Source organism: Synechococcus sp. MVIR-18-1, assembly GCF_014279835.1.
Lineage (GTDB): Bacteria > Cyanobacteriota > Cyanobacteriia > PCC-6307 > Cyanobiaceae > Synechococcus_C.
In genome coordinates, this window is sequence record NZ_CP047942.1 from 1397680 (window position 1) to 1423814 (window position 26135).

At 52.6% G+C, this 26135-nt stretch carries 26 protein-coding genes; 11 read left to right on the forward strand and 15 right to left on the reverse strand.

All coding sequences use genetic code 11. From position 1 onward, the window contains the following. The first annotated feature begins 78 nt into the window (after positions 1-78). A complete protein-coding gene (locus SynMVIR181_RS07350) occupies positions 79-1041 on the forward strand; it encodes an AEC family transporter (protein WP_186588790.1) in 963 nt (320 codons plus the stop codon). A 26-nt stretch (positions 1042-1067) separates the two neighbouring features. On the opposite strand, the gene SynMVIR181_RS07355 is transcribed toward SynMVIR181_RS07350, so the two are convergent. Together SynMVIR181_RS07355 and SynMVIR181_RS07360 are read right to left on the reverse strand one after the other, a co-directional pair. Then, complete coding sequence (locus SynMVIR181_RS07355; protein WP_186588791.1) at positions 1068-1367, reverse strand: hypothetical protein; 300 nt, start codon at positions 1365-1367, stop codon at positions 1068-1070. Beyond that, a complete protein-coding gene (locus SynMVIR181_RS07360; protein WP_186525538.1) occupies positions 1367-1624 on the reverse strand; it encodes a hypothetical protein in 258 nt (85 codons plus the stop codon). Before SynMVIR181_RS07360 ends, SynMVIR181_RS07355 begins: the two co-directional genes overlap by 1 nt. Before the next feature lie 159 nt (positions 1625-1783). Between SynMVIR181_RS07360 and SynMVIR181_RS07365 the strand changes: the two genes are divergently transcribed. Then, complete coding sequence (locus SynMVIR181_RS07365; protein WP_255444198.1) at positions 1784-2599, forward strand: hypothetical protein; 816 nt, start codon at positions 1784-1786, stop codon at positions 2597-2599. A gap of 93 nt (positions 2600-2692) precedes the next feature. On the opposite strand, the gene SynMVIR181_RS07370 is transcribed toward SynMVIR181_RS07365, so the two are convergent. Further along, a complete protein-coding gene (locus tag SynMVIR181_RS07370) occupies positions 2693-2890 on the reverse strand; it encodes a hypothetical protein (protein WP_186588792.1) in 198 nt (65 codons plus the stop codon). A 218-nt stretch (positions 2891-3108) separates the two neighbouring features. Next, the gene (gene dnaG, locus SynMVIR181_RS07375) at positions 3109-5190 is read right to left on the reverse strand and encodes a DNA primase (RefSeq protein ID WP_186522958.1); all 2082 of its coding nucleotides are present in this window, start codon (positions 5188-5190) and stop codon (positions 3109-3111) included. 81 nt (positions 5191-5271) lie between these two features. On the opposite strand from dnaG, the gene SynMVIR181_RS07380 reads away from it, so the two are divergent. Further along, on the forward strand, positions 5272-6186 hold the full coding sequence (locus SynMVIR181_RS07380) for a DMT family transporter (protein ID WP_186522961.1): 915 nt from the start codon (positions 5272-5274) through the stop codon (positions 6184-6186). A 19-nt stretch (positions 6187-6205) separates the two neighbouring features. Here SynMVIR181_RS07380 and SynMVIR181_RS07385 read toward each other — a convergent pair whose 3' ends face one another. Next, positions 6206-6679: a hypothetical protein gene (locus SynMVIR181_RS07385; RefSeq protein WP_186588793.1), complete on the reverse strand. Its 474-nt coding sequence runs from the start codon at positions 6677-6679 to the stop codon at positions 6206-6208. On the opposite strand from SynMVIR181_RS07385, the gene SynMVIR181_RS07390 reads away from it, so the two are divergent. Next, positions 6678-6854, forward strand: coding sequence for a hypothetical protein (locus tag SynMVIR181_RS07390; RefSeq protein WP_186588794.1), 177 nt, complete (start codon positions 6678-6680; stop codon positions 6852-6854). The two genes, SynMVIR181_RS07385 and SynMVIR181_RS07390, sit on opposite strands and share 2 nt — an antisense overlap. An 846-nt stretch (positions 6855-7700) precedes the next feature. Here the strand turns inward: SynMVIR181_RS07390 and SynMVIR181_RS07395 are convergent. Further along, on the reverse strand, positions 7701-8630 hold the full coding sequence (locus tag SynMVIR181_RS07395) for an N-acetylmuramoyl-L-alanine amidase (RefSeq protein WP_186588795.1): 930 nt from the start codon (positions 8628-8630) through the stop codon (positions 7701-7703). A gap of 230 nt (positions 8631-8860) precedes the next feature. Here SynMVIR181_RS07395 and SynMVIR181_RS07400 point away from each other — a divergent pair, with 230 nt between their 5' ends. Beyond that, complete coding sequence (locus SynMVIR181_RS07400) at positions 8861-9058, forward strand: hypothetical protein (protein ID WP_186588796.1); 198 nt, start codon at positions 8861-8863, stop codon at positions 9056-9058. A gap of 424 nt (positions 9059-9482) precedes the next feature. On the opposite strand, the gene SynMVIR181_RS07405 is transcribed toward SynMVIR181_RS07400, so the two are convergent. Beyond that, entirely contained in the window at positions 9483-9713 is a 231-nt protein-coding gene (locus tag SynMVIR181_RS07405; protein WP_186522963.1) for a hypothetical protein, read from the reverse strand. 1100 nt (positions 9714-10813) lie between these two features. Here SynMVIR181_RS07405 and SynMVIR181_RS07410 point away from each other — a divergent pair. The 4 genes from SynMVIR181_RS07410 (at position 10814) to SynMVIR181_RS07425 (ending at position 13475) form a co-directional block, all read left to right on the forward strand. Continuing rightward, positions 10814-11233, forward strand: coding sequence for a DUF3750 domain-containing protein (locus SynMVIR181_RS07410; protein WP_186588797.1), 420 nt, complete (start codon positions 10814-10816; stop codon positions 11231-11233). 812 nt (positions 11234-12045) lie between these two features. Then, a complete protein-coding gene (gene ruvA / locus SynMVIR181_RS07415) occupies positions 12046-12705 on the forward strand; it encodes a Holliday junction branch migration protein RuvA (RefSeq protein ID WP_186588798.1) in 660 nt (219 codons plus the stop codon). A gap of 56 nt (positions 12706-12761) precedes the next feature. Then, positions 12762-13031: a 30S ribosomal protein S15 gene (gene rpsO, locus SynMVIR181_RS07420; protein ID WP_186515734.1), complete on the forward strand. Its 270-nt coding sequence runs from the start codon at positions 12762-12764 to the stop codon at positions 13029-13031. Between the two features lie 27 nt (positions 13032-13058). Beyond that, the gene (locus tag SynMVIR181_RS07425) at positions 13059-13475 is read left to right on the forward strand and encodes a PAM68 family protein (protein WP_186588799.1); all 417 of its coding nucleotides are present in this window, start codon (positions 13059-13061) and stop codon (positions 13473-13475) included. A gap of 24 nt (positions 13476-13499) precedes the next feature. Here the strand turns inward: SynMVIR181_RS07425 and SynMVIR181_RS07430 are convergent, their stop codons facing one another. The 8 genes from SynMVIR181_RS07430 to trpD all read right to left on the reverse strand — a co-directional run bounded on the left by SynMVIR181_RS07430 (position 13500) and on the right by trpD (position 23833). Further along, positions 13500-17021 carry a DNA polymerase III subunit alpha gene (locus SynMVIR181_RS07430; protein ID WP_186588800.1) on the reverse strand — a complete coding sequence of 1174 codons (3522 nt, stop codon included), beginning with the start codon at positions 17019-17021 and terminating at the stop codon, positions 13500-13502. Positions 17022-17109: 88 nt separating this feature from the next. Continuing rightward, positions 17110-18573, reverse strand: coding sequence for an Asp-tRNA(Asn)/Glu-tRNA(Gln) amidotransferase subunit GatA (gene gatA / locus SynMVIR181_RS07435; RefSeq protein ID WP_186588801.1), 1464 nt, complete (start codon positions 18571-18573; stop codon positions 17110-17112). Positions 18574-18616: 43 nt separating this feature from the next. Then, positions 18617-18862 (reverse strand): DUF1816 domain-containing protein, encoded by a 246-nt coding sequence (locus SynMVIR181_RS07440; protein ID WP_186522974.1) that lies wholly within the window; start codon positions 18860-18862, stop codon positions 18617-18619. 55 nt (positions 18863-18917) lie between these two features. After that, complete coding sequence (rlmB, locus tag SynMVIR181_RS07445) at positions 18918-20759, reverse strand: 23S rRNA (guanosine(2251)-2'-O)-methyltransferase RlmB (RefSeq protein ID WP_186588802.1); 1842 nt, start codon at positions 20757-20759, stop codon at positions 18918-18920. An 11-nt stretch (positions 20760-20770) separates the two neighbouring features. Then, a complete protein-coding gene (locus SynMVIR181_RS07450) occupies positions 20771-21178 on the reverse strand; it encodes a Mini-ribonuclease 3 (RefSeq protein ID WP_186543706.1) in 408 nt (135 codons plus the stop codon). Beyond that, on the reverse strand, positions 21175-21549 hold the full coding sequence (locus SynMVIR181_RS07455; RefSeq protein WP_186522980.1) for an STAS domain-containing protein: 375 nt from the start codon (positions 21547-21549) through the stop codon (positions 21175-21177). The genes SynMVIR181_RS07450 and SynMVIR181_RS07455 overlap by 4 nt, the downstream gene beginning before the upstream one ends. A 67-nt stretch (positions 21550-21616) precedes the next feature. Continuing rightward, complete coding sequence (gene carA, locus SynMVIR181_RS07460) at positions 21617-22756, reverse strand: glutamine-hydrolyzing carbamoyl-phosphate synthase small subunit (RefSeq protein WP_186522983.1); 1140 nt, start codon at positions 22754-22756, stop codon at positions 21617-21619. A 30-nt stretch (positions 22757-22786) separates the two neighbouring features. Beyond that, positions 22787-23833: an anthranilate phosphoribosyltransferase gene (trpD, locus tag SynMVIR181_RS07465; protein WP_186588803.1), complete on the reverse strand. Its 1047-nt coding sequence runs from the start codon at positions 23831-23833 to the stop codon at positions 22787-22789. A gap of 208 nt (positions 23834-24041) precedes the next feature. On the opposite strand from trpD, the gene SynMVIR181_RS07470 reads away from it, so the two are divergent. Both SynMVIR181_RS07470 and SynMVIR181_RS07475 read left to right on the forward strand, forming a co-directional pair. After that, complete coding sequence (locus SynMVIR181_RS07470; RefSeq protein ID WP_186588804.1) at positions 24042-25793, forward strand: ABC transporter ATP-binding protein; 1752 nt, start codon at positions 24042-24044, stop codon at positions 25791-25793. A 74-nt stretch (positions 25794-25867) separates the two neighbouring features. Continuing rightward, positions 25868-26119 (forward strand): hypothetical protein, encoded by a 252-nt coding sequence (locus tag SynMVIR181_RS07475; protein WP_048346672.1) that lies wholly within the window; start codon positions 25868-25870, stop codon positions 26117-26119. The last annotated feature ends 16 nt before the right edge of the window (positions 26120-26135 follow it).

The following is a 26135-nucleotide window of genomic DNA, read 5'->3' on the forward strand; positions in this document are numbered from 1 at the left end:
GCAAATATAGATTATGGCAACAGAAAATTGACAGTGCCACTTTTTACGCCTTAAGTAAAGGATCAGAAATAGGCAAAAATGCCAGGATCAATCCTTAAGGCAATCTTTCCAGTCATTGCATACTTATGCATTGGCTACATCGCAAAACGAACCAAAAAATTCGACCCGAGCAATAGCGGAATCTTAATTGGCTACGTCTTAAACATCTCAATTCCTTGCATGATTGTCCTTGACATGACAAGGCAGGACATGTTCAAAGACCTTTCAAAGTATGCTGAATTCTTCGGCGGTTATCTATTAGTATCCGCCATTGTATTCACCATAGCCTATTCATATGCACGGATCGTTAAGCGCCAAAATCTATTGATTGGATCTTACTTTTCCGCTGCCGCTTCCTATTCAAATACCTGCATGATTGCACTGCCAATCCTTGCCATAATGCTTCCAGTTGGCGGTGCAACGTATGGCGTGATTGGAGTAATGGTTTTGATCATTGGATTGCAAACAACATCTATCATCTACGAATACACCTCAGAAGAAAACGCAAAACTAGATGTACGAAAAATACTCATTTCAATCGGCAAAGCCATGAAAGCGAATTACTTCATTGCCATGGTGTTGGGCTTAATTCTTTCTTTCCTAGGTTTCCAATTTCCGAGCGTCTTAAGTACGAGCTTGAACGCAGTGGGCATGACAACAGCACCAGTCGCACTCTTTGCCATTGGAGCTCAGTTGAATTTCACACTTTTCAAAAATCACATTCGCATCGTGAGTGAATGTACATTTTTCAAATTATTCCTGATGCCAGCGCTTGCTTGGTTTATTTGTGACCTCGTGAAGTTACCACCAGCACCTTCGGTTGCCGTGATTCTATGCAGCGCAGTACCTACAGCAAAATGCCAATATGCCGTAGCCCGATCACACGATGTCTATGTTGAAGAAACTGAGTCCATTGTAGCCGGAACAACAATTCTTTCCATGGTCACACTGGCGGTTGTCATTGCCATGCTTGCCAAGGAATACCCAACATTAGTGACCTAAGTTTGCACCAAGCAATAGACATGAATTCACAACGTATCTTGCAAGAGCTGCACTTCTAATTCACGTCGACTGAGCAATAAAACCATGCGATATCCGTGGCTATTAAGACCTGTTTGTTCTCGCACAAGATCTGTATGAGCGAGAGCCAGGCCACAGGTTTCAACGAACAAAACGGGAAGACTGCCGGCATTCCCACTCATGCCTTGAAGATCCAAAGCCTGACGCACTGCTTGCTGTGCTTTCTCAGATCCCAATAGTTCCACAAAAGCGGGCCAGAGGTGGTTCACTGGCGTGTAGGTCGAGAAGTCAATCGTGGAATCAGCCATCAAACAGGCAACTGCTCAATCGCAACTGCAATCATCTGAGGAGTCACCGTAATCACTTCAAGGGCATCTTGATTATCAAGATAGGAGTCAAAGGAGGCGAAACGCTCAATACGAGGATTAGCCCCCTCAACAGCACAGGCCTCGATCCAATCATTATTCTCAGGCTTCACAACCACGAAGGCCTGAAGGGCTTCATCGAGATCGCCGCCATCGCCGATGCCTTCTCCATGCCAGATCGCTTCAAAAAATTCAGACATCTCTGAGGAAAGCTGTTCAGCCATTATCAGCGATGCAAGATCTCCAGGACTATTGCAAGCCCTTCTCAAAGGCTGACGCCATCTGGCCCGCGCTTCCGCTTCCGCCAGACGCCATTGAACTGTGGTGGCGTCGTTGGCTGATTGCCACAGCAAACACGGATGGCAGGTCTCAGTGATCGCTATCAACGCTTGGTGCTTCGGGGTGAATCACCGCAGCCAAAGGACCTTGAGGTTGCTCCACGCTTGCGGGACCCGAAAGGGTTTTCCATCACCATCGCAAACCATCCGTGCGGAGCAAAGCCGGTTCTATCTGTTAGCGATCACGATGACTTTGTGCTGATCATGCGTTGCCTCGCCCATCGCTGTGAACCTATTCCAGTACAAGGAACAGTGCATGCACAAGCTGTTGCAGGCTTGATTCATTGGGGCTTGATCAGAGAGCTCGATGTGAAAGATCGCTGTCAGATCTTGATTCTGCATCGAGCCCCATACAGCAGTCTCTCAGCTTCAAGCATTCCTGGCAGCCCCAGTCTCGATCAATGGATCAAGCAGTCTCAGATCTGGCGACTGGAACATGAGCTAGCCCATATCGCTTGCCGCAAACTTGTAGGGGAAATGAGAATCAACCTTTTCGACGAGTTGCTCGCTGATGCCATTGGCATGAAAACTGCTCTTGGCCACTTTCAGGCAGAATTATTCAGGCAAGGCCTTGGACTGAATCTTGATGGCACAATCCAAGACGATGCCCGTGCTCATATCTATGTTCAACAGTTAGATCCCAATGATCATGTTGCAGCCTGCCAAATGGTGCTGGCACGGGCAAACGAACTTGAACAAATGCTGAATACAAAGCAATTACCCTCTGACTCCATCAAGCTGCTGAAGTCCCTAACAAGGTCAACTCTTGATCAAGCACTTAAATCAAACGTTAAGACTCCCAATACATCAAGATTGTCAAACAAACAACCCTGCTGAAAGCAGGGCTTAAAAACCAAAATTGAGGTATGGGCCGAGAAAAAACTCAGGCTCAACTCCTATCACTTGGACCAGCATTGACTGATGGTCCTATCAGTTGGATTTCTTGTAAGCCTCCACAGCTCTAGCGATGCAGTTTTCATCGGATGCAGTTGCTTGACTATTTCCAGCAACCGCTTCGTTGCAATTCTCAGTAATTTCACTCATGACTGAGTCAGGCACCCCAGGAGCAGCTGTAACAGCAATGGGTGCGGCAAGGGCAACAACAAGTGTGGCGAGCGCAGTTTTCATTGGTCTTGAAGAACACCCTCAAGGTCTAGCTCTAAAAAAATACTGCGGCATCCTCTACCAAGCCAATCGGACGGATAGATAGCTCTGGACTTCATTTTGAACACCTCATCGAATCAAATGACACATTTTCAAAACGGCCTGCATAAGCTGATACAAGAGTGAGGCCCACTATTGTCGCAACATCAAGATCTATAGGTCATTGGGCTAGCACCAATGCATCAAGCCGCAGGAGGAATGGATTCAGGGGGATTAGCAACAGCAACCTCATAGCCAGCACAACGTTGTTGATCAAGATGCTGAATATGCTTCCTCTCGGAGTAATACAGCTCTTGCAATCGAAGGGCATCTGCATTCAACTGTTCAAACATCTCCTGAATACGACCTTCCATATCCACTCCCTCGGCTGTCGCCGTCTGCTCTTGCTCATTCGCAATCAGGGAAGCAATGCACCGTTCCAGAGTCTCAAGCCGTTGACCACCCCATGCCTCTAGTAAGTGACGGCAGCGTTTATGGCTCTTCTGCCGCTCCAAAATGGCCGCGGTACCTCGTAAAACGTCCATAGGACGTGCCAACGCCAAACGCTGCAGTTCTGCAGGCTCTAAAAGTGGCGTCAACCTGGCCACCAACGCGCTGTTTTCGAGCAGCAGCTGGTCGGTGAGCAAACGCGGAAGATCAAGGTCGGCCAACTCATGACCAGGATCTTTCCCCCGACTGATCGCCTCAAGCCGACCGGAGCCGATATTGCCTTCCTCAAGATCGGTGATCGCAGACCACAACAGACGGTGGTGCTGAAGAGCGAAGTCTTCCAACTCCCGTTGGCGTAATTCGCAACGCACCTGCGAGCGATGAATCGGACAGTGCAAGTAAATGCGCAGGATCTCGGCTTCACAACGCTCTCGTTGGCTGACTTCACCAGCCTTTTCATGCCGGGCTGAACGACCATGCCAGCGCTGACCTTGCACCTGTTGGCGCAAATCCTGCTCCAACTGCAACGCCAAACGGCCTTGACCACCGCTTAGCCGCTCCGCGACTTGCTGGAGGTAGTGCGTACGAATTGCAGATTGAGGCAGCTTGCCTAACAGCTCCACCAACCCGCTAACAGCTTGTTGGAACTGATCAGCCTTGGTCAGGTCACGACCTTCCAGCACCTGTTCGATCTGCCAATCGAGCCAAAGCGGTGCCTGATCAAGCAGGGCGCGATAGTCCCCAGCTCCGTGATCCTTGAGGTACTCATCTGGATCCTTCCCGGAGGGTGTATGGAGCACGCGCAGCTCCAGCTGTCCTTGAAGCGCAAGTTGCTCCACCTCGCCGATCGCCCTATTCGCAGCTCGGATCCCCGCACGATCGGCATCAAAATTGAGAACGATGCGCTTGCCGTCACTACACCGGCACAGTTGGGTGATCTGTTGACTGCTGAGGGCGGTACCAAGCGATGCCACAGCGTTGGTGACGCCCGCCGCATGCAAGGCAATGACATCGAAATACCCCTCCACCACCACAGCTCGATCGTCCTTGCGGATCGCATTGGCCGCCTGATCCAGACCGAAGAGGTGCTTGCCTTTTTCAAAGACCTCTGTTTCGGGAGAATTCAGATACTTGGGATCGCTGCCATCAAGGCTTCGACCGCCAAAGCCAATGACCCGTCCCTGCCGATCGCGAATCGGAACGATCACCCGGCCACGGAAGCGGTCATAGAACCCGTTGCCTCCTTTTCTTGGCACGACAAGGCCCGCTGACTCAAGCAGCTCTGGCGATAACCCCTCAACGTGTTGAAGATGCTTGAGCAAACCGTCCCACTGATCGGGGGCATAGCCGAGCTCGAAGGTCTCCATCGTGGCTTCGCTCAAGCCACGCTGATCGCGCAGGTAAGCCAGGGCATCGGCGCCCGATGCACTCTTGAGCTGACTGCGAAACCAACCGGAAGCGAGGGCCAACGCACGATGCAGGTGATCCCGCCTTGAGAGTTGTTGACGGAGACGCTCCTGTTGAGGACCATCAACCGTTTCCACCGGGAGTTGATACCGGCGCGCCAAATCCAGAACAACGTCGCTGAAGCTCTGCCGCTGAAACTCCATCAAAAACTTGATGGAATTGCCACCCGCTCCGCAGGAGAAGCAGTAATAAAACTGCTTCTGCGGCGACACCGTCATCGACGGCTTGCTGTCGTCATGAAACGGGCAGACACCAACGAATTCCCGTCCCTTTTTTTTGAGCACCACGTGCTCGCCCACAACATCAACGATGTCGGCACGCTCCTTAACGGCGTCGATCGTGCGGGGGTGAAGACGGGGCATCGCCATGACGCCATTCTGCGAGCCCCGATGCCGTTCTGGCTGTTCAGCGCGATGCGCCATGGTTGGCAGGTGTCGTCGTGAACCACCATGCAGGGGCTGTTAGGCGCGATACGAGGCAGCCAGTCCACGAAGGAATGGCGAGCCTGCGGAGCCCTGATCGCCTGTGCGTTGGCGTTCAGTTTGATGACCGTTTGCGTGAAACACCTAGGGGGACGGCTGCCCGTGGCAGAAGTCGTGCTGGTGCGCTCCTTGATCAGCATTGCCATCACCCTGGCGATGTTGCGTCGTCTCAAGGTCTCGCCATGGGGCGAACAACGTGGGTTGTTATTGATCCGTGGGGGATTAGGGACGGCGGCCTTGTTGTGTTTCTTTGAGGCTCTCGCTCGGCTTCCACTCGCGGCAGCAACCCTGCTCCAATACACCTATCCAACCCTGACGGCACTCGCGGCATGGCTGCTGTTAGGCGAGCCCATCCGACGCCGAATCGGCATCGCTGTGTTGCTAGGGCTGCTGGGGGTCACATTGGTGGTGCAGCCGGAATGGGTCGGAGGCACGATGGGAAGCCTGCCTGCCATGGCGGCTCTGATTGGCCTAGGCGGTGCGTTACTGACGGCACTGGCTTACGTGAGTGTGCGCCAGCTATCGGTTCAAGAGCACCCTCTGGTGATCGTCTTTTACTTCCCCTTGGTGTCTGTGCCTGCAACCCTGCCCTTGCTATGGGGGCAGGCCACGCTGTGGCCCAATCCAACGGAGTGGGTCTGGCTGATCGGAGTTGGGTTGTTCACTCAGATCGGGCAGATCTGGTTAACAGAAGGCCTATCTGCCCTGCCTGCAGCCCGCGCCACCTCGATCAATTACGTCCAAGTGGTGTTTGCGTCACTGTGGGGCGTGCTCTTTTTTGCTGAGCCAATTACGAGCGCTGTAGTGCTTGGAGCCTTATGCGTCTTGGGGGCAACATTGATCAGCCTGAGCGCCAGGACGGCTCGAAAAGCAGGAGCCTGAATCCTTTCGAGCCTGGAATTCAGAGCGAATCAATCGGCAAAGGATGGGTAATCCAATCTTGAGAGGTGCCATCGCTCGAGCCAACCGGTTGGGCTAGACGCCAGCTTTGGCCGCGTTCACCTCGCTCTAAAAAGAGCTCAAAAGGACTATCAACACGCACGGAATCGGAAGGAAGCCTCCAATCAAAACGCCCGGTGAGATGGATCCCACGTTGCTCTCCGAGGCGAATCGACTCCTGCTCTTCCACCCGCACACGACTCACTTCAGGCACCCCAACAGGCTCTAACTCCAGGGAGCGCGCAATTGCTGTTTGGGTTAATTGAATTTGCAGTCCCAACGCTTTCAGCAACACACCGCGTGGAGGTTGATCGGAGGGACCACATCCAGTTAATCCAAGGTTCAAAAGCAACACCATGCAAACAACAAGCAAATGCCGAACGCTGCGCTTGAGCGGTGTGATCCAAACATTCAGTCTTGGCAGGGCAGGCGGCATGAGCAGCCAATCAATGCTGACAACGATAGTTGCCGATTGGATCCATCTTGTTGGCCATAAAACGAGAGCCGTGAAGGTGCAAAAAAAAATCCGCACAAGGCGGATGGGTGCTGAATCATTGGTGGGGCAGGAGCCAATTACTTTTTCTTGGCAATCCGCACGGATTGAGGATTGAGAGGGCAGGCCAAGGCGTGAAATGGCTTGTGATGACCTTCAAAAATCAAGCTCCCCATCGGTTGAGCATGAGCAGTATGAATTTCCATGAGTGAGTGTTTCGCTGTACTAGTTCTACAAAGGCGCTGAACAAGGTGCGATAGGTAAAACCGCCCATCCATGGGGCTATTGCGACCATGGCAATGGTCGTCTAATTGCATCCTTCGTTGATCCAACAGGATCCAGAGTTGGCACTCAGAAAAGATTGATCAGACGCTGCGAATCACGCGTGTGCCTTTGCGATGCTCTCATCCACAAAAGATTCATCAACGCGTCTTAATAGCTGATGAGGCACGCCATTTCTAATTTCGGTGGTTTTCGCTGTGAAGGCAATGCGCCTTTACACCGATGGCAAGGGTGCGCTGTTGGCACAAACTATGGACATCGAGATCGGAGGCGCTTTTGACAGACGACACTCCACCTGAGTTATCAGCAGAAGCAAGCTGACTTCAGGTCCCTGCTCCAACAGTCTCAACAAGACGTGGGTTGTTCCTTTGGTAGGCAAGGCCTTGCGCGCCACGCCAATCGATGCTCCATCTGCACCGTCTTAGGTGCCCTACGGAGAACACGACCCCACACCTAGAGCCCCGGCCCCAGGTGATCCTGCAGACAGTCGCTTCGCACCACCCTTTCAGTTCACTGTTTTCGATACGAGGTTCAGACTTCAGCGATACAGGTTCACTGATTAATGGTTTGCGATATGCATAAACGAGCGAGTTAGGCCGTCTCTTCCATCCGGGAGGGGCGGCCTCTCTTTATTCATTGGCAATGTTGAAGTACAGCTGCATCAAGTTGTCTTTTCAGCCACTTAACCACCCCGCCGTTCACCTAATACGAGAGGGTTATAAGCAATCGAGACACCGAATTCCTCAGCAAATTCCACCACCCGGCACCAAGCGCGGGCGGTCTGAACAGGGCGATCACTCGTAGGCCTCATGATTCCAGTGAGAATCACAGGAGCATTGCCGGTTTGCAACGACATCTCAAACAATGCCCAGCCCACATCAGCCTGAATGGCATCAGCACGGTAGGTGGGCGCAACATCAAGGGCACCCACTAAAAGCCGCTGCAAACTGGTATCCCAAACATAAGGAATGTCATAACGAGCCAATAGATCAGCCGCTAGAGCCCATGACGTGCCATTCGCATCAATTTGGACAGGTAAATCATCACCACGCGCCTTGATTGTCGTATGACCACGAAACAACAGTGGTTCAAGCTTGTCAGATCTGGTAGTGAAGCCAGCACTTGGTTCACCGCGCATGAGTGCCTGAATACCGGCGCGAAGTTGTTCACCACCATCCGTGGCACCATTCCGCTTCAATTGCAAAAGATCCCAACGCTCGCCGCTGCCACCCCAAATCACCGGTCCATAGTTGTCATGCATTGATCTGCCATCGCGATTGGATGCGGCTTCGGCATGGGTCATCACTGTGGTGATGTTGATATCAGCCGCACTCCAACCCCAGCTCCGAGCGATCGAAGCCGTTTCTGCGCAAAGGCTTTCGAGCTGTGATGGAGTTGGTGGTTGCGTCCAAGGATCAGGGGTACCACCCATGCAGGAGCAAGAGAGGGCAACGGCATTGCTATTGCGCTGCCAGGTGTGAGCTGGCAAATCCACGCTGTAGGAATGCAAACGGTGCACAAGACCATCACCAGTGATGATCGAGTGATAGTGCCCAGGGCGAATCCAGTCGTAGGCAGTGGCGGTCCAATGCAGATAAATCGTGGCGGCCATGCCGATTGCGTCCCATCCGTTCAACTATGACAAGCAGGGATTGTCCGCCAAGTTCTCTGCACTCTCTCGATGCACAAACTTTCGGCAATGAGTGTGTATCGCTACAAACAAAAACACGGACATAGAAGATCCTTTCCCCAGTGGCATCGAGCTGCTGAAAAAGGGAGAGCACGAGCGGCCTGAGAAACCGCTCGTTTTTTTGTCCTGTTATTCCTAACTGATTCCGCAAATTGACGGAATCCGATCAAGCTGCCTTTTGGACCTCAAGACAACGCAAAGCAAAAGAAAACCCCGCCAAAGGCAGGGTTTCTCGGCTTCTCTTTGGGCGTGTTGCCTTGTTTCCACTCCGTGAAGAAGCCCTCCTCACGAATGAATTATGTCTCAGAAATCTTGCTGAGCAAGTCCCCACGTATCAGTTGCTTGACTGATCTACAGAGACCTCATCATCATGGGGGAGGCCAACTCCTCACAAGGTTTGGCTCCTCACACCCCCCGAAGAAGGCTTAGTCGCCTTCTTTTTTTATGCCTTGACTCAACCCATCTCAGATGCACTGCCAGGTTCGAGCACGAAGCGACAATCTCCTAGGCGTTCGCCAAGTTTGCGAACGCTGCCATGACCATGATTGCAATGATCACTGTGCCGCCAAAGAAAGCGATGTTTGGTGATCGGTTCATTTGTAGACCTTGAATTGCGAGAGACTAACCAGTGAACTTTACAAACCGTTACCAAGCTGTTACATTACGCAAAGCGTTCCTTGGACGGGATCTGCGCACGAATGTCGCTTGAGGGAGCGGTCTTCAAATCAATAAAGAAAGGTCTGTGTGGAAGCAGATCTTTTTTTATGCCTTGGCTCAACCCATCTCAGGAGCCCAGCCTGCTGTGCTTTGCCAGGTGGGCGCCCAGAGCTTGCAGGTCTTGGTGAGATGCTGGCCCTGCTGCAGCAATTGCTGCCTGATGTTGCACGCCACCAAGGTGCGGCAGTGCTGATCAACCCCATGCCGAAAGTGCTGACAAGCCACACAAACGCTTGAACATCGGCAGTTGCTCAACTCCCGCTCGTCCACATAGCTCCACTCCTCCACAAACCCTCGGCATTAATACAGCTGTACTAGCAGAGCTTTGTCGACATCGCTGCTCGCAGGGGAATGCTTTAAGAAACCACCTTGTTGCCATGTGCCTCTCAACACTTGGAGGACACTGAATCTGCGTAGGGAGCTGCTGATCGCAATAAGGGCTAATGACGCTAATGGCATCAATCACTGGCCAATTGCACTCGCTTCATCAGCACTCGAAATCATGATCTCGATCGGAATCAGCCATCAGCTCAGACGGATTCCATCTGTAGCCAGGATCATCCAGATCACAAATCACCTGCCTTTAACCCATTATTTTCTGTTACCGCTTCAGCAGGGAGCGTAGGTTCGCTATCGATCAACCAACAAAATACTAATTAACCCCACCAAGGGCGCTACCTTCAGCAACCAATGACAAGAACTAAGGCCAGTCTTCAGGATACTCAATAATTGTCTCTGGCACTTTAGCTTTAGACTGACATTCTTCATTGACTATCCTATCCACAAACCTTCTAGACCATTTTTCGTGTCTCCTAGCGTATGTAGTCTTGCATTCCTCTATATAGTCCTTTTTAGGATCAGAATGTTTCACCTCTGATTTAGTAAGGCACGTATATTGATACTCTCCCTCTATCAAATCGTAAACTTCTCGACTGCATTGCTTGATAGAGCTCTTCAATCCCTGAGAGTTAACCGTACAAGGGATAATCAAAAATGCTAGCAATAGAGCTGTAGCCGCTTTCATCGTTAGCGCAATAGGTGATCAAAGAGTTCTGGGCTTATGGTTGGATTAATCAACTACAAAAACGGAAAAGGCCAAGTGAAGTGAAGTAATGATGAATTATACCCAAAGCCACTGCCACTGTAGACATTTTTTATAACTTCAGCTAGCGTCATAGATCCCTAAATAAAACTCAAACAGCTGGTACTAACCAATACTTAGCCCCGCACGGGCGGAGACTTTGTTTAAGGGTAACTCTTTTACCAGATGCATCCCTCAGCCATCGCAAGCTTCTGAGCCAAAACGCATAATCAGAATCACATGGGATCAAACATATAAACGATGGCACTCTGTCATAATAAAATCACAAATATATTGGGCACAATTAATGGTTAAAGTTGAGCTTCGGGCTGCCAAGATTCCTGGATTGCCTGGCATCTTTGCAGATCATTATTGGCTTCTTGTTCTTCGTGGTGTCGAGAGCAGTCACAACCAAACGTGTGATCGTTGGGAGATATGGCAACATCCTCACCAAAACAATTCTTGCTGGGGGCATCTTCATAAAAACCTCTTGGATCCCTATCAGGGAGTGGGAAATGGACAATCTCGATTAATACAAAAATGGTTAAATGATGATGCTTTATTGATGGTTAAAAAGATTGAATCATCCCCAAGTAATTATCCATTCATTCAAAAATATAGATACTGGCCAGGCCCCAACAGCAACACTTTTGCTCAATGGGTCGTAAGCGATAAAATGGAATTAGGTGCTCGCGCAATTGGCAAAAGCTTTCCTCTTCCAGAATGAGCTAGATGACAATGCGATCAAGGTCTCGCTTTTTTTTCATTGATCTAGAAAGAGTGGCGTCATCACCTGCCCACCAAATGATCGTAAATCAATGACTTCCGTCAATATCCCTGATAGAAGAGGGCATGAATGACCAGCAACAAAACCACTCAACTTGGTCGGGCCGAGTTGGGAGCTAAGCACATCAACTGCTGTCTCGATTCATTGCCAACAGAACGATTAAGCGTATGGGGCAGAACGTTCAAGACACGTCTTGTCACTTGTTGGATTACCACCCAGCTTGGCTATTGACTTATAAAGATAGGGTCAACTCCTGACAAAGGATTGACTCCTCACACCCCCCAAAGAAGGCGTCAAACACCTTCTTTTTTTATGCCAAGCGGGTGGCCTACGTGGCACGCAAACTCTGGAAAACAGCCAAACAGAGCCGATCAACACTCATGTTTGTGAGGGGAGGTCTTGAATGAAAACACCATAAAAGGCGCAGACATCAGTACAACCAAGTCTGTACGTATCAGTTGGTTGACTGAGTGGCACGTGTTTATTAGTCATGGAGAAAGCCATCTCCTCACAAGATTTGGCTCCTCACACCCCCGAAGAAGGCGGATTCGCCTTCTTTTTTTATGACCTGGCATGGCACCAAGCCTGTCATCTGTGTGACCTTGCGATCAATGCATGGCTCTTCGCGGTGGTTGTCGGATGTTGACTCCCGTTCAAGATGGAGCTGTCAGCCATCGGTGGCTTGCCTTGTCTGATGTCTTTCCCCACCACACGCCCCCAGCAGCCTCGATGGGGCCATTAAAAGGATTCGCATGATTGGCTGGCTTCAAGGAGAACGAATCGAACACTGGAGTCAGGGCGGGCGTCAGGGATTGGTCATTGCTTGCGCCGGTGTGGGGTACGAAGTTCAACTTGCGTCGAGGTACTTGCAACCTCTCTCAGCAGGGACAACCTGCACCGTCTGGATTCATCAGGTGCAGAGAGACGATGGCTCGAGTTTATTTGGCTTCCCGGACCGAAGAGAACGGGACCTATTTCGAGTTCTGATCAGCGTGAATGGCGTTGGGCCTCAGGTGGGACTGGCGTTGCTGGAGAGCTGCAGCGCTGCAGACTTGATCGAAGCGATCATCGATGGAGACCTGCGTCGCCTCACCCAAGCGCAAGGTGTGGGCAAACGAACAGCAGAACGCCTTGCGGTAGAGCTTCGCGATCGTCTGAGTGCATGGAGTGCGGAGCGAGAAAGTGATCGTTCCGACCTCTCCCTTGTGGATAGGAGTGATCTCAAATCACTGCCAATTGAACCTGACCCACTGCAGGATTTACAGCTCACCCTCAGCACACTGGGATATGAGGATCTAGAGATCCGTCGCGCGATGCGCGCAGTGGCCACAGGGGCAGAAGTCCCGGCGTCGGATGACGGAGATGGGTGGTTACGCGCCAGTCTGCGTTGGTTGAACCGCCCTTCGGCGTAATCGTGCCCACGACAAGGTAAATTGGTTCTTTGCACAAGTAGGGCCGGACGCTTCGCATGTCGCTCGATACAACTGAAAAGCAGCAACTCATCAACAGTCACCAAACTCATGCCACCGACACCGGATCGGCAGAGGTTCAGGTCGCCATGCTCAGCGAGCGCATCTCCAAGCTCAGCGGCCATCTTCAGCAAAACATCCACGACTTTTCATCCCGCCAGGGTCTCCTGAAGATGATTGGACGTCGCAAGCGTCTGCTTGGTTACGTCCGTGGCAAGAGCGAGCAGCGCTATAGCGATCTCATTTCTAAACTTGGAATCCGCGGCTAAGCAAGCTGCACAGGACTTCAGGAGCCCATGGCTGATCGACGCAACTCTCTGCCCTTCGAGCCGCGCCGGTCAGCTGAAGGAACGAAATCACAATCCAAATCCAAACGAGCTGCTTCTGAATCAGGAAGTAGCCAACCCATTCCCAAGTCGGTGGCCAACCGAATGGCACGACGCGTGGCTATCGCCACAGGAATCCCTTCAATTATGGGGATGGGTGTTTTTGTAGGAAGCTATTTCCTGGTCTCACGGCAAATCATGGATGTTCCGCCAGGGATCACCTTGTTGGGCTCTGGCGGCTTCTTTTTGTTGGGTCTCGGAGGGCTGAGTTATGGCGTTCTATCAGCCAGCTGGGAACAAAATGCCGGAACTTTGCTTGGACTTGAGCACATCAAGCCAAATATTCAGCGCATGCGCGAATCCATTCGGGCTCAAAAGCAGAGTTAACTAATACTGTTATTCACACCGCAATTAATTCAATAGAGGTTCGCTGCATTTCACATTGAAGGCCTTTTCTTGGAGATGAAGAGCGGCAGCTGAAGCATCGCGTACACAAAACTGAGGCCCAAGTCGCACATAGCGAACCGTATTGCCCTGTCGAACGGCAGCAACAACGGGGACTCGAACTCCCAACTGTTCCTGATCTGGACGGAAAGCCTGCAAACATTCACGCAATTTGTGTTGGACGGCCACATCGCTGGCCTGTTCGGGATCAAGTTCCACCATCAGTAGACGCAGATCATCGATGGCTCGGCAGTCATCCACGATCAATTGCACGCGCTCGTCGCGGCGATCCACCGCTGCCCATACCAGCAAACGAGCCTCAGCCATCAAATGATCAGCCAAGCGTGCATAGCTCTTAGGAAAAACCACCGCTTCACAGGATCCAGTGAGGTCTTCCAGAGTCAACACCGCCATTCGATCTCCTTTGCGCGTAGTGACCTGACGCATCTCACTGATCATCGCGATTGCGCTGACCTTGGCTTTATCCGCTTGTTCTTCAAGACTCCCGAGCCCAATGGGAGCTAGAAGCTTCGCGGGAGGAGTGAGCTGTTTTAGCGGATGATCAGAGAGATAGAAACCAACAAGATCCTTCTCCAAACGGAGCTTTTCGGTGGGGTGGTAATCCTTCACCGCAGGAGCCTTTGGCGCCAAGCTGAGGTCGGTTGCCGCGTCATCCGCGCCGTCACTGGATGCCGCCATCAGATCAAACAAATTGCCTTGTCCACTGGCGCGATCTTTAGCCCTTGACGTGGCCCAATCAAGAAGAAGATCTAAATCAGCCATCAGTTGGGCCCGATTCGCCTCGGGCTCAAGAGCATCCATCGCTCCGCAATGGATCAGCGACTCCATACTTCTGCGATTGAGCACTGCAGAGGGAAGACGATCACACAGATCAGCAAGAGATTGGAACGCCCCCTCGGATTCCCTAGACCCAATCACGGCACGGATCGCGCCATCGCCAAGATTACGAACAGCAGACAACCCAAACAAAATGCGATCACCCTTAGGCGTGAAATCGATACCTGATGCATTGATATCAGGAGGCATCACTTCAATGCCCATCGCATTGCAATTGGAGATATAGCGCTGCACTTTGTCGCTGGCTCCAGCATTCACTGTGAGCAAAGCAGCCATATAAGCAACTGGGTAATGCGCTTTTAAATAGGCCGTTTGATAAGTAACAGCTCCATAGGCTGTGGAGTGGCTTTTATTAAAACAATATTCAGCAAACAACACCATCTGGTCAAAGAGTTCGTCAGCAATTTTTTGATCCACACCTCGATCGGAAGCACCCTGCACGAAGATCCCCCGATGTTTTTGCATTTCTGACACTTTTTTCTTTCCCATCGCGCGACGAAGCAGATCAGCTTCACCCAATGAATACCCGGCCATATCTTGAGCAATTTTCATGATTTGCTCTTGATAAACCATAATCCCATAGGTTTCTTGAAGGATCGGCTCAATGGAATGATGCGCAAAATCAATAGCCTCACGACCATGCTTTCGGTTAATAAATTTAGGAATTAATCCCGCATCTAAAGGACCAGGTCGATAAAGAGCCAAAATCGAAGAAATATCCTCCAAAGATGAGGGCTTTAGATCGCGAACGATCTGGCGCATTCCAGTGGATTCAAGCTGGAAGATTCCTTCCAAGTCACCACGGGCAAGCAGGGCATACGTTTCAGGGTCTTCAATTGGAAGCTTGTCTGGATCTATCCTTTCTCCACTCGTGGCAGCAACGAGCTCCAGAGTTTTATCGATCATCGTAAGGTTTTTAAGGCCTAGGAAGTCCATCTTCAGGAGTCCCATGGACTCCACATCTTCCATAAAGTACTGAGTAATAACCTGTCCATCGTTATTTCTCTGCAGAGGAACAAGTTCATCGAGAGGATCCGCTGCGATCACAACTCCAGCAGCATGAACTCCGTATGTTTTGTTAGTCCCTTCAATGCGCATCGCCATATCGACCCAGCGCTTGACGACTGGATCTTTCTTGTACTTCTCGCGAAATTCTGGATTGGGCGATTCCTCACCGATCATCGCTGCCAACTTGGCAGGCTTACCGCGTACGACCGGAATCAGTTTGGCTAGTCGATCAGCATCGCCATAGGGAATATCCAGCACTCTGGCCACATCTTTCAAGACCGCCTTGGAGGTCATACGGTTAAATGTGATGATCTGAGCCACCTTGTCTTCGCCGTAACGGCGGGTGACGTAATCAATCACTTCACCCCGACGTTCGATACAGAAATCGGTATCAATATCAGGCATCGACTTCCGTTCTGGATTCAGGAATCGCTCGAACAAGAGGCCATTACTAACAGGATCAATATTGGTAATTCCAAGGGCATAGGCCACCAGCGATCCAGCCGCTGAGCCTCGCCCAGGTCCAACGGGGATTCCCTGCTCCCTCGCAAAGCGGATGTAATCCCACACCACAAGGAAATAGGTAGGAAATCCCATCTGTTCCATGATCTTTAATTCATGGGACAACCGATCTCCATAGATGGGATCAATGGCTGTTTCGGAATCAATCTCCAAACGATTGCGTAAACCCTGCTCTGTTACTTCCTGCAAATAACTCACCGGAGTGTGTGGCTCTGGAATTGGGAAACGCGGCATCTGATACCGGCCAAGGATGTCGTAATCCTCAACCTTTTCAGCAACTAGAACAGTGTTGCTAATCGCTTCTGAGACCACATCTGGTTCGAGATGATCAGCAAAGAGTCGTGACATCTCCTCTTCACTTTTAAGATATTCAGTGCCTGTATAACGCAACCTTTTAACATCACTAATCAGCTTGCCGGTCAAAACACAGAGCAAAGCATCATGCGCTTCTACATCATTACGCGTGAGGTAATGAGCATCATTGGTAGCAATCAAACGAATTCCTAACTCTTTAGCAATTCGAACAATTTCTACATTGACAATGCGATCTTCAGGTGAGCCATGATCCTGAATTTCCAAGTAAAAGTCATCGCCAAAAGTCTCCTGATACCAAAGCGCCACATCACGTGCCACATCAGGGCGATCACGCATAATCGCCTGGGGAATTTCACCCCCGAGACAAGCGGTGGCCACAATTAAACCTTCGCCATATTGCTTCAGCAACTGTTTATCAACGCAGGCGCGGGAAAAGATTCCTCGTCCTCGCATCCCACGCAAATGGCTGATGCTGGTGAGCTTCACCAAATTGCGGTAGCCAGTGGCGTTCTTCGCCAACACCACGAGGTGATAGCGGCGCTCCTTTTTGGGTTGTGGGTCATCAATCGAACCGTTGATGACGTACATCTCATTGCCGATAATCGGCTTGATGCCTGCTCCTTTGCACAGCTTGAGAAGCTCTACGGCTCCATACATCACCCCGTGATCCGTGAGTGCCAGTGCCGGCATCCCTAATTCTTTGGCACGTTCCACCATCTGGGGAAGCTGTGAGGCTCCGTCCAAAAGGCTGTAGTCGCTGTGGTTATGGAGGGGAACAAATGCCATGCCACCAGCGTAAACGCATGCGCAAGATGTAGGGGTATCAACCCCTGCAAGCACTACATGCAGGGTGATGAGGAGATTTGATGCGGCTTCAAGCGGGAATAAAGCTTCCCTCAGGGCGTCGAGCCATCACATCTGCAGACTGCTCGTACTGATGGGCCACCTGGAGAAGCAAAGGTTCCTCGAGCACGTTGCCGATCAGTTGAACTCCGATCGGCAGCCCCGCGCTATCAAAACCACAAGGCACGTTGATGGCGGGTAGACCGGCCAGATTGGCAGGAATGGTGAGTAGATCCGCCAGGTACATCGCCAGGGGATCGTCTGCATGGGCACCCGCGGCAAAGGCGGTGGACGGAGCAGTGGGAGTGAGCAACACATCCACTGAGGCAAATGCCGTCTCGAAGTCTCGACGGATCAAGGTGCGAACCTGCTGAGCCTTGCGGTAGTAAGCGTCCACATATCCGGCAGAAAGGGCATAGGTCCCGATCAAAATGCGCCGTTGCACTTCACTACCAAAGCCTTCAGCTCGGCTTCGAGCTGTCATCGCAGCAAGGCTGGAAGCATCGTCAGCTCGAAAGCCGTACTTCACGCCGTCGTAGCGAGCCAAGTTGGCTGAAGCTTCGGATGGAGCGATGACGTAGTAGGTGGCAATCCCGTCGTTGAAACGAGGGCAGCTCACATCCACAAGCTCAGCCCCTAGAGACTGCAGAAGATCCGCAGCGGCAAGAACCGAAGCTTTGACCTGAGGATCGAGTCCGTCTTGATCAAAGCACTCACGCACCACTCCGATGCGCAGCCCACTCACCGAGCGACCAAGACGCTCGCGGTAATCGGGGACAGGGGCCTTAAGGCAGGTCGAATCTCGAGGATCTTCCCCAGCGATCGCTTGCAGCAGCTCGGCTGCATCCGACACAGATGTCGCAAAGGGGCCCACTTGGTCAAGCGAACTTGCAAAGGCCACAAGCCCATACCGACTCACGCGGCCATAGGTGGGCTTTAGACCCACCACGCCACAAAAGGATGCTGGTTGTCGGATGGATCCACCCGTATCAGACCCCAAGGACGCCATGCATTCACCCGCCGCAACGGCTGCTGCACTGCCTCCAGAACTCCCTCCAGGCACGTGCTCCGTGTTCCAGGGATTGGCTGTGGGTCCAAAAGCTGATGTTTCGGTTGAGCCGCCCATGGCGAACTCATCCAAATTGGTCTTTCCGATCAAAACAGCTCCAGAACGCCAGAGGCGATCCGTAACGGTGGATTCGTAGGGCGGAACAAAAGACTCCAGCATCCGGCTAGAGCAAGTTGTACGAATGCCTTTCGTGCAGAGGTTGTCCTTGATGGCGATCGGCACACCCGCCAAGGGCGGAAGATCCTCCCCTGAAGCACGAGCCTCATCTAAACGATCGGCATCGGCGCGAGCGCGATCGGCTGTGACCTCCAAAAAGGCATGAACGCTTGAATCAACTGCCTCAATTCGGGCCAGATGATGATCTGTCAGCTCCCTTGCGGAGACTTCACCGCGTTCAAGTTGCTGACGCCACTCGGCAATCGCCATCTGCAGGATTTGGGTTCCAACATTGACGCTATCAGCCGCAGCATCACCCTTGAGCGTTGATGGTTAGAGGTTCGGATCGACGGCAACGGAGAACCGAGTGATCCATCGAGGACGGTGCTTCTGAGGAAAGGTCGTCGAGAAAGGCCGGCAGGACTTGTTCGAGACCATTCTTGGTCACAAAAGGACCGAACCAATACGTGACATCAGGCCCATGAGTTTGGACACGAGCCCACCATGCAAAGCCAAGACCATTGGCGAGACTGCGGAGGGGCCTGATCAAGGGGCTCATGGAAGAGCGGTCGAGGTCAATATATTTTGCACTGCTTCAAGACATTTGCTCGAAATTAGAGATCAATACTCACTGCAAAAGCATCAGTTCCTGACATTTCAGACTCCTGCTCTAAATCAACACTGACCAGTGGACCCTCTGAGGCCTGCTCAGAAACGTGCTCATAAACCGCACCAGAGGGCTTTTCTGAGGGCTGATCAGAAGGCTGATCAGAAGGCTGATCAGAGATCTTGGCGTCGCCAAGCTCTGGAACGACAGGGGCCGTTTCGACAGCTGGACCGGCCAACTTCGGCCTCGTAATTCGTGGCGATGGGTTCTGTCCCTTGAGACCCTTCATCCAGCCGCGACGCGCCACCTCATACACACAAAGGGCCGTAGCAACGGATGCATTCAAGCTGGGGGTCACGCCTCGCAAGGGAATGCGGATCAACTGATCGCAATGACGACGCGTCAACATCGAAAGTCCTTGCCCTTCAGAGCCAGTCACAATCACCAACGGACCATCCAGATCCACCTCCTCAAGGGTGAGATCACCTTCCTCAGCCAAGCCGATAACCCGATAACCAGACGATTTCAAGGTCTCAAGGGAACGGTTGAGATTGACGACCCGAGCAACAGGTAAGTGCTCAAGCGCACCGGCAGCAACCTTCGCGACAGAGCCCGTTAATCCAGCACTTCTTCGCTGAGGAAGCACAACACCATGAGCTCCAAGCGCTTCAGCTGAGCGCACAATGGCGCCCAAATTATGGGGATCGGTTAAACCATCCAGGGCTAACAACAGCGGTGCCTCGTCCAAGGCGCTGCATCCATTCACCAAATCATCAAGGTCAAAGGTTTCAGCTGCGGCAGTTTGCAAAACAATGCCCTGGTGCACAGCGCCACCGGTGAGCTGGCCAAGCCTTGCCCAGGTGACCTCCTCAACCAATACTCCGGACGATTTGGCATCCCTGAGCAGCTGAAGGAATTTCGCGGCACTGCGCAGCTCAGAGGTGCACCAAATGCGATGAATGGGTCTTCCTGCCTCTAAAGCCGCCTGAGTGGCATGACGCCCCCAGAGCAAGTCATCGGCAACAGCCTCCGCGGCATGAGGACTGGACTCACCAGAGGGTTTGTCGTCCAAGCGTGCTGAAAAGCTTTTACCACCGCTGCCGCCCTGACCACGACGCTCCGCAAAACGCGCTCGACGCTCTCCATAGGAGCGATCAGACGAGCGGCGATCAGTAGAACGGCGATCAGAAGAAGGACGACGATCCGTTGAGCCCGAATCTTTAAAACGACGTTCGGAAAAACGTTGATCTGAGAAAGAGCCTTCAGGGGGGCGACTGTCATTGAACCGGTCTGAGGAGGAGCGATCCACTGAGGAGCGATCCCCAGTGGAACGATCTGAGGTGCGATCTGAAGACCGATCAAATGAGGGTCGACGATCGAATGAAGAACGGCGGTCACTCGAGACCGAATCTCTTGAGCGACGATCTGAAAAACGGTTGCCTGGAGAGCGACCCTCAGCGGAGCGACGATCAAAGGAGGGCCTGCGATCAGAAGATTGCCGTTCCGAAGAATATCGATCTGAAGAATATCGATCTGAAGAATATCGATCTGAAGACTTTCGATCCGAAAACTGTCGATCTGAAGGGCTTCGATCGGACGAGCGGCGATCAAAAGCAGGTCGACGGTCCTTTCCATACGCGTCGCCAGAACGACGTTCTGAAAAGCGCCGATCCGAGGGACGACGGTCACTGGAACGTCGCTCGCTGTTTCCGTTTTCAGGACGTCCCCCCCAGCTGTCATCCCGATCGCGACGGATGGGTGGTGATCCATCACGAAACGGACGTCGACCGCGTGAACCTGAGCCGCTGCCAGAGCCAGAGGGAGGGCGGCGATCGAATCGTGAGCTCATAGCAGGGGTGGTTATGACAGGGCGGTGTCGGTCTCCTCAAGTCGATCCAAGAGCTGCGCAAGCCGCGCCGGATTCTGCAAAAAGAGCCAGCCAATCATTGTCTCAAATCCCGTAGCTCTGCCATACACGCCGGCATCAGCTCGCTTGGGTCCACGGCCAGCCCGATTGCGTCCACGCCTTACATAATCGCGTTCCTGATCTGTCAAAAACGGATCCAGTTTCTCTAATGCGGCCGCCTGAGCATCAGCCCTGACGAGAGAAACGACCGCTTGGTGAAGATCCTGGGATCGTCCTGGAGTTTTGCAAAACCTCAGTCTTTGATGCAATTCCCAAACAGCATCTCCAAGCCAAGCAAGCTGTAACGATCCAAGATCACGCTCAGGCTCTTGTGGCAACTGAGAACGAATCCAGTCACTCAAGTTGCCAATTGGCTAACAGCCTTATCGAGATCTTCCGATAGGTGGAGAAACTCCTCAAGTTTCACCAATTTGACGGTTTGAACAACGCGGGCATTGCCAACAACCGCAAAGCGTCGCTTGGAGTCTTTGCATTGTTTGGCAAATTGCACAAGAACACCCAGGCCAGACGAGTCAAGAAAATCAATCTTGATGAGATCAATCACGGCCGGTGACTTATTCGGTTTCAAAACATCAGTCACGTAGGTCAGAAACTGACTCTCGGAATAGGCATCAAGCTGACCGGTGAAATGAAACACCACACAGCCACCCTTTTGCTCGAAGCCACCCCGAAGCGAAACGGTTAATCGCTGCAGTTCAGTAATGGGACTCATCCCCCGAAATTCTGTTGGACAAAATTCTAGGGAGATTGGCTGCTTCTCACCACGATCTGATCAAGATTCAACGGCGATCTGCCATCAAGCCCGTAAAGCGGGCGAAATGATGATCTGCATCATGGGGGCCTGGACTTGCTTCAGGGTGATATTGAACGCCAAACACCGGTTGATTCCGATGGGCAAATGCCGCCACTGTGCGGTCGTTCAAGTTGAAATGAGTCACCTCTATTTTGTCCTCGGGCAATGAACCAGCGTCAAGAGCAAAGCCATGATTTTGGCTTGTGATTTCCACCTGACCGGTGCTGCCACAGGGATGATTAAGGCCTCGATGTCCATAGGCCAACTTGAACGTTGTGCCCCCGAGGGCCAACCCCAGAATTTGATGCCCCAAACAGATCCCAAACATCGGCAGCTGACGATGTTCCAGCAAACGTTGGGCCAGCGTGATGCCTGATTGCACAGCCGCTGGATCACCAGGACCGTTGGAGAGGAAAACACCTTCAGGCTCGTGAGAGAGCACGGTATCGAGATCTGTATTGGCGGGCAAAACAGTTAGGTCACAGCCGTGGCTAACCAATCGCTCAAGAATGGCTCGCTTAATCCCGAAATCGATAGCGACAACCCGATAAGGACGCTCAGGACGCGTTTGAAACCGTTGGTCAAAAGCAACGCTGCAGGACTTGGTCCAGCGGTACGCGGTTGGGGTGGTCACCTGATCAGCCAGGTTGAGCCCTTCCATCGAGGGGGCTTGCTTGAGATCCTCTAAAAGCTCAAGAGGCGGGCGACCGTCGCTGCTGATCACACCATTCATGGGGCCCAATTCGCGCAGATGCCTCACCAGAGCACGGGTATCCACACCATGAATTCCGATCACACCGTTTTGCTCCAGCCATTCAGGAAGAGACTGTTTGCTCCGCCAATTGCTCGCCTGTGGAGCCATCTGCCTCACGATCAATCCACGGGCATGAGGCTGATCCGCCTCTTGATCATCTGGATTAACACCGGTATTGCCGATCTCTGGGTACGTAAAAGTGATGAGCTGACCGGAATAACTCGGATCCGTTAGGACCTCTTGGTATCCCGTCATCCCGGTGTTGAACACCACCTCGCCGATCACGCTGCCGCGCCGACCGCAGGCAAAGCCCTCGAGAACCGTGCCGTCCTGCAGGACCAGACGCGCTGTGAATGGGTTAGGAGCGGTCATTAGCAGAAGCGAGTGTCAGCCATGGCCTCCTCATTCTTCCTTGCGACCTTCCAGGGCATCACGCAGAGACACAAGCCGATGCCACGGCTGACCTTCCCCCAAGCTTGTCAAAGCCTGCTTCACTCCTTCAGACAAATCAGACTGAATGCCTGCAGCCCAAAGGACCAGCGCGGTGTTCAAGGCAACTGCATCACGATGCGCAGCAGGCGCTTCACCCTTTAAGACCGCCTTAAGAATCTGCTGATTGGTCACCAAATCCCCACCCCGCAGTGCATCAAGGGGAGCAGGTGTCAAACCAAAGTCAGAGGCGCTGAGTTGATCGGCATGAACGTTCCCATTCTCAAGAATGCGCACTTGGTTGGGCCCCTCTAGCGAGGCTTCATCCAGCCCTCCTGCACCATGCACCACAACAGCACGGGTGAGCCCGAGCTGTTGCAACGCCTCCGCCATCGGATCCAACAGTTCAGCTTTTGCAACACCGAGAACTTGAGCTTCTGGTGTGAGTGGATTCACGAGAGGGCCAAGCAGGTTGAACACCGTTCGCACCCCCAAGCTGCGGCGAAGCGGAGCGAGATTCACGAGTGCTGGATGCCATGCGGGTGCAAAGAGAAACGTCACTCCAGACGCAGACAAGGCGCCCACCACTGTTTCCAATGGAGCCTTGAGTTGCAAGCCCAATCCCTCAAGAACATCCGCTGAGCCAACCTTTCCACTAGCGCTGCGGTTGCCATGTTTCGCGACAGTGGCCCCACAGGCCGCCGCTGTGAAAGCCACAGCTGTTGAAATATTGAAGGTATTGGCCCCATCACCACCCGTTCCACAGGTGTCGACAAGAGCAAGGTTTGGTTTCGCGTCTGGGAGCGCACACGCCTTGCGCAACACCTGGGCCATCGCAGCGAGTTCTGTGCCCTGAACGTTGCGTGCACGCAATGCAGCGAGGAATGCACCTGTCTGAACTGGCGTGAGCTCCTCCGCCAGCCAAGCCTCCATAAGCGCAGCAGCGTTCTCCTTAGACAGAACGTTTCCAGCCAACAATTGCTCAAGCAGTTGGGGCCAGGACGCTGATGCAGTGACCATGAAAGAAACGCGATTGAATGTGCTGGTCAGAAAAAAGCCCGGTGTGCAAATGCACGCCGGGCCGAGTGATGGGGACTTCTCCACTATCACCCACAAACGAGGCAATGACCAGATCGATAAGTAACCAGCTATGACTCGCGGTGGTGAGGTTGCGAACCAACTTTTGACCAAGACGAATGCCTAGGTTGATAGCTGTTCTGCACCAGGCATGGCCGCCTTCCGTCTCGATTTAATCGGTCGCTATTTGCGTCCGCACCGTCGCACGGTTGTGGTGGGAGCCCTGACTCTGGTCGTGGTGAATATTCTCAGTGTCACGATCCCGCTCGAAGTAAGGCGGGTGATTGATGACTTACAAGACGGGTTCGCAATCTCCGACGTTCTGCGTCAAGCCGGTTTCATCGTGCTGCTGGCCACGAGTATGGGCATTGCCAGGCTGATTTCTCGCCAGTTGGTGTTTGGGGTTGGACGGCAAGTTGAAGTGGAATTACGCCAAAAACTATTTGATCAAATGCTGCTGCAGGAGCCCGGCTGGGTGCAGCAAACGGGTAGCGGCGAAATCATTAGCCGTGCCACGAGTGATGTTGAAAATGTAAGGAGGCTTCTTGGCTTTGCTGTCCTCAGCCTTACCAACACTGTTTTGGCTTATGCCTTCACGCTCCCAGCAATGTTGGCGATTGATCCAGGACTAACCGTTGCAGCAATCGCCCTCTATCCAGTGATGCTCGGCTCAGTGCGCTTGTTTGGCGGCCGGATGATGCGCCAACAGCGACGCCAACAGGAAGATTTGGCTGGTCTGAGTGAGCTCATCCAAGAAGATCTCTCCGGCATCGCAGCGATCAAGATTTACGGACAGGAGGCTCCAGAATTGGACGCCTTTAGCGCTCGGAATAAAAATTACAGGGATTCGGCCATTCGCTTGGCTCGCACCCGCAGCACCCTTTTCCCATTACTAGAAGGGATTTCCTCCATCTCCTTGCTGCTGTTGATTGCCCTCGGAAGTGGGCAGCTTGAGCGAGGGGCTCTCACCATCGGGAGTTTGGTTGCTCTCATCCTTTACGTAGAGCGTCTGGTCTTTCCAACGGCCTTATTGGGCTTCACGCTCAACACCTTTCAAACCGGTCAGGTCAGTCTGGAGCGAGTCGAGGAGCTCCTTTCACGCCGTCCTCGTGTTGCTGATCCATTGGAGCCCGTCGCTGTTAAAGAGCAAATGCAGGGCGAACTAGAAGCAAGAAATTTGCATGTTCGTTATGACGGCAGCGATCAAGACACCTTGAGGGGCCTTTCATTCCGCATTGCACCGGGCGAGTTGGTGGCGGTCGTTGGTCCTGTTGGTTGTGGGAAAACCACCTTGGCCCGCGCCCTTGGTCGGATGGTGGAAGTCCCCGAGGGACAGCTGTTTTTAGATGGCTGCGATCTCACACAACTGCGACTGCAAGACCTCAGAGAACAGATTGCACTCGTTCCACAGGAGGGCTACTTGTTCACCAGCAGCCTTGCCGACAATCTTCGTTACGGAGATCCAGAAGCAGGAATGGATCAGGTGGAAGCAGCGGCAGATCAAGCGCGCCTGCTTGCTGATGTGAAGGGCTTTCCTGATGGTTTTGACACCTTGGTGGGAGAAAGAGGGATCACACTCAGCGGGGGGCAACGACAACGAACGGCCCTGGGCAGAGCCTTGTTGATGACGTCACCGCTGCTGGTGCTGGATGACGCTTTAGCCAGCGTTGACAACAACACGGCCGCAGAAATTCTCGCCTCCGTCCGTCGCCAAACCCAGCGCACAATTGTGATGATCAGCCATCAATTGTCGGCAGCGGCAGCTTGCGATCGGATTCTTGTGATGGAGCGGGGACGCCTCGTTCAGCAGGGGCATCACAACGAACTCATTACCATCAAAGGTCCTTACCGCAGCCTTTGGGAGCGGGAGCAGGCCGCAGAACGATTAGATGCCGTGGCATGAAACATGAAACGCTTATCCATAAAGTCACGACAAATGATGCGTTCGGGGCTTAGCTGGAGCAAAAGGTTTTAGCGATGTCTTCCAGCCCTCCTTTCGCAGTGCGCTGCACCCTCACCTTCGGCGACGTTTACGGCCAAATCTTGGCCTGGATGGCAGTGATTTTTGTGAGTTTGGCCTCTGGTCTGGCTCTCATGGGGTCGTCCAAACCGCTGTTCGCTCTTGTGGGAGTCGGTCTCATTCTTGTGTTGAGCTTGCCTTTTCTGCTGTTCGCCTTTGTGACGACCTTGCTGAATCACATCCAACTGGAACCCAAATCAGTTGCCTAGGGTTTTGGCACTGACT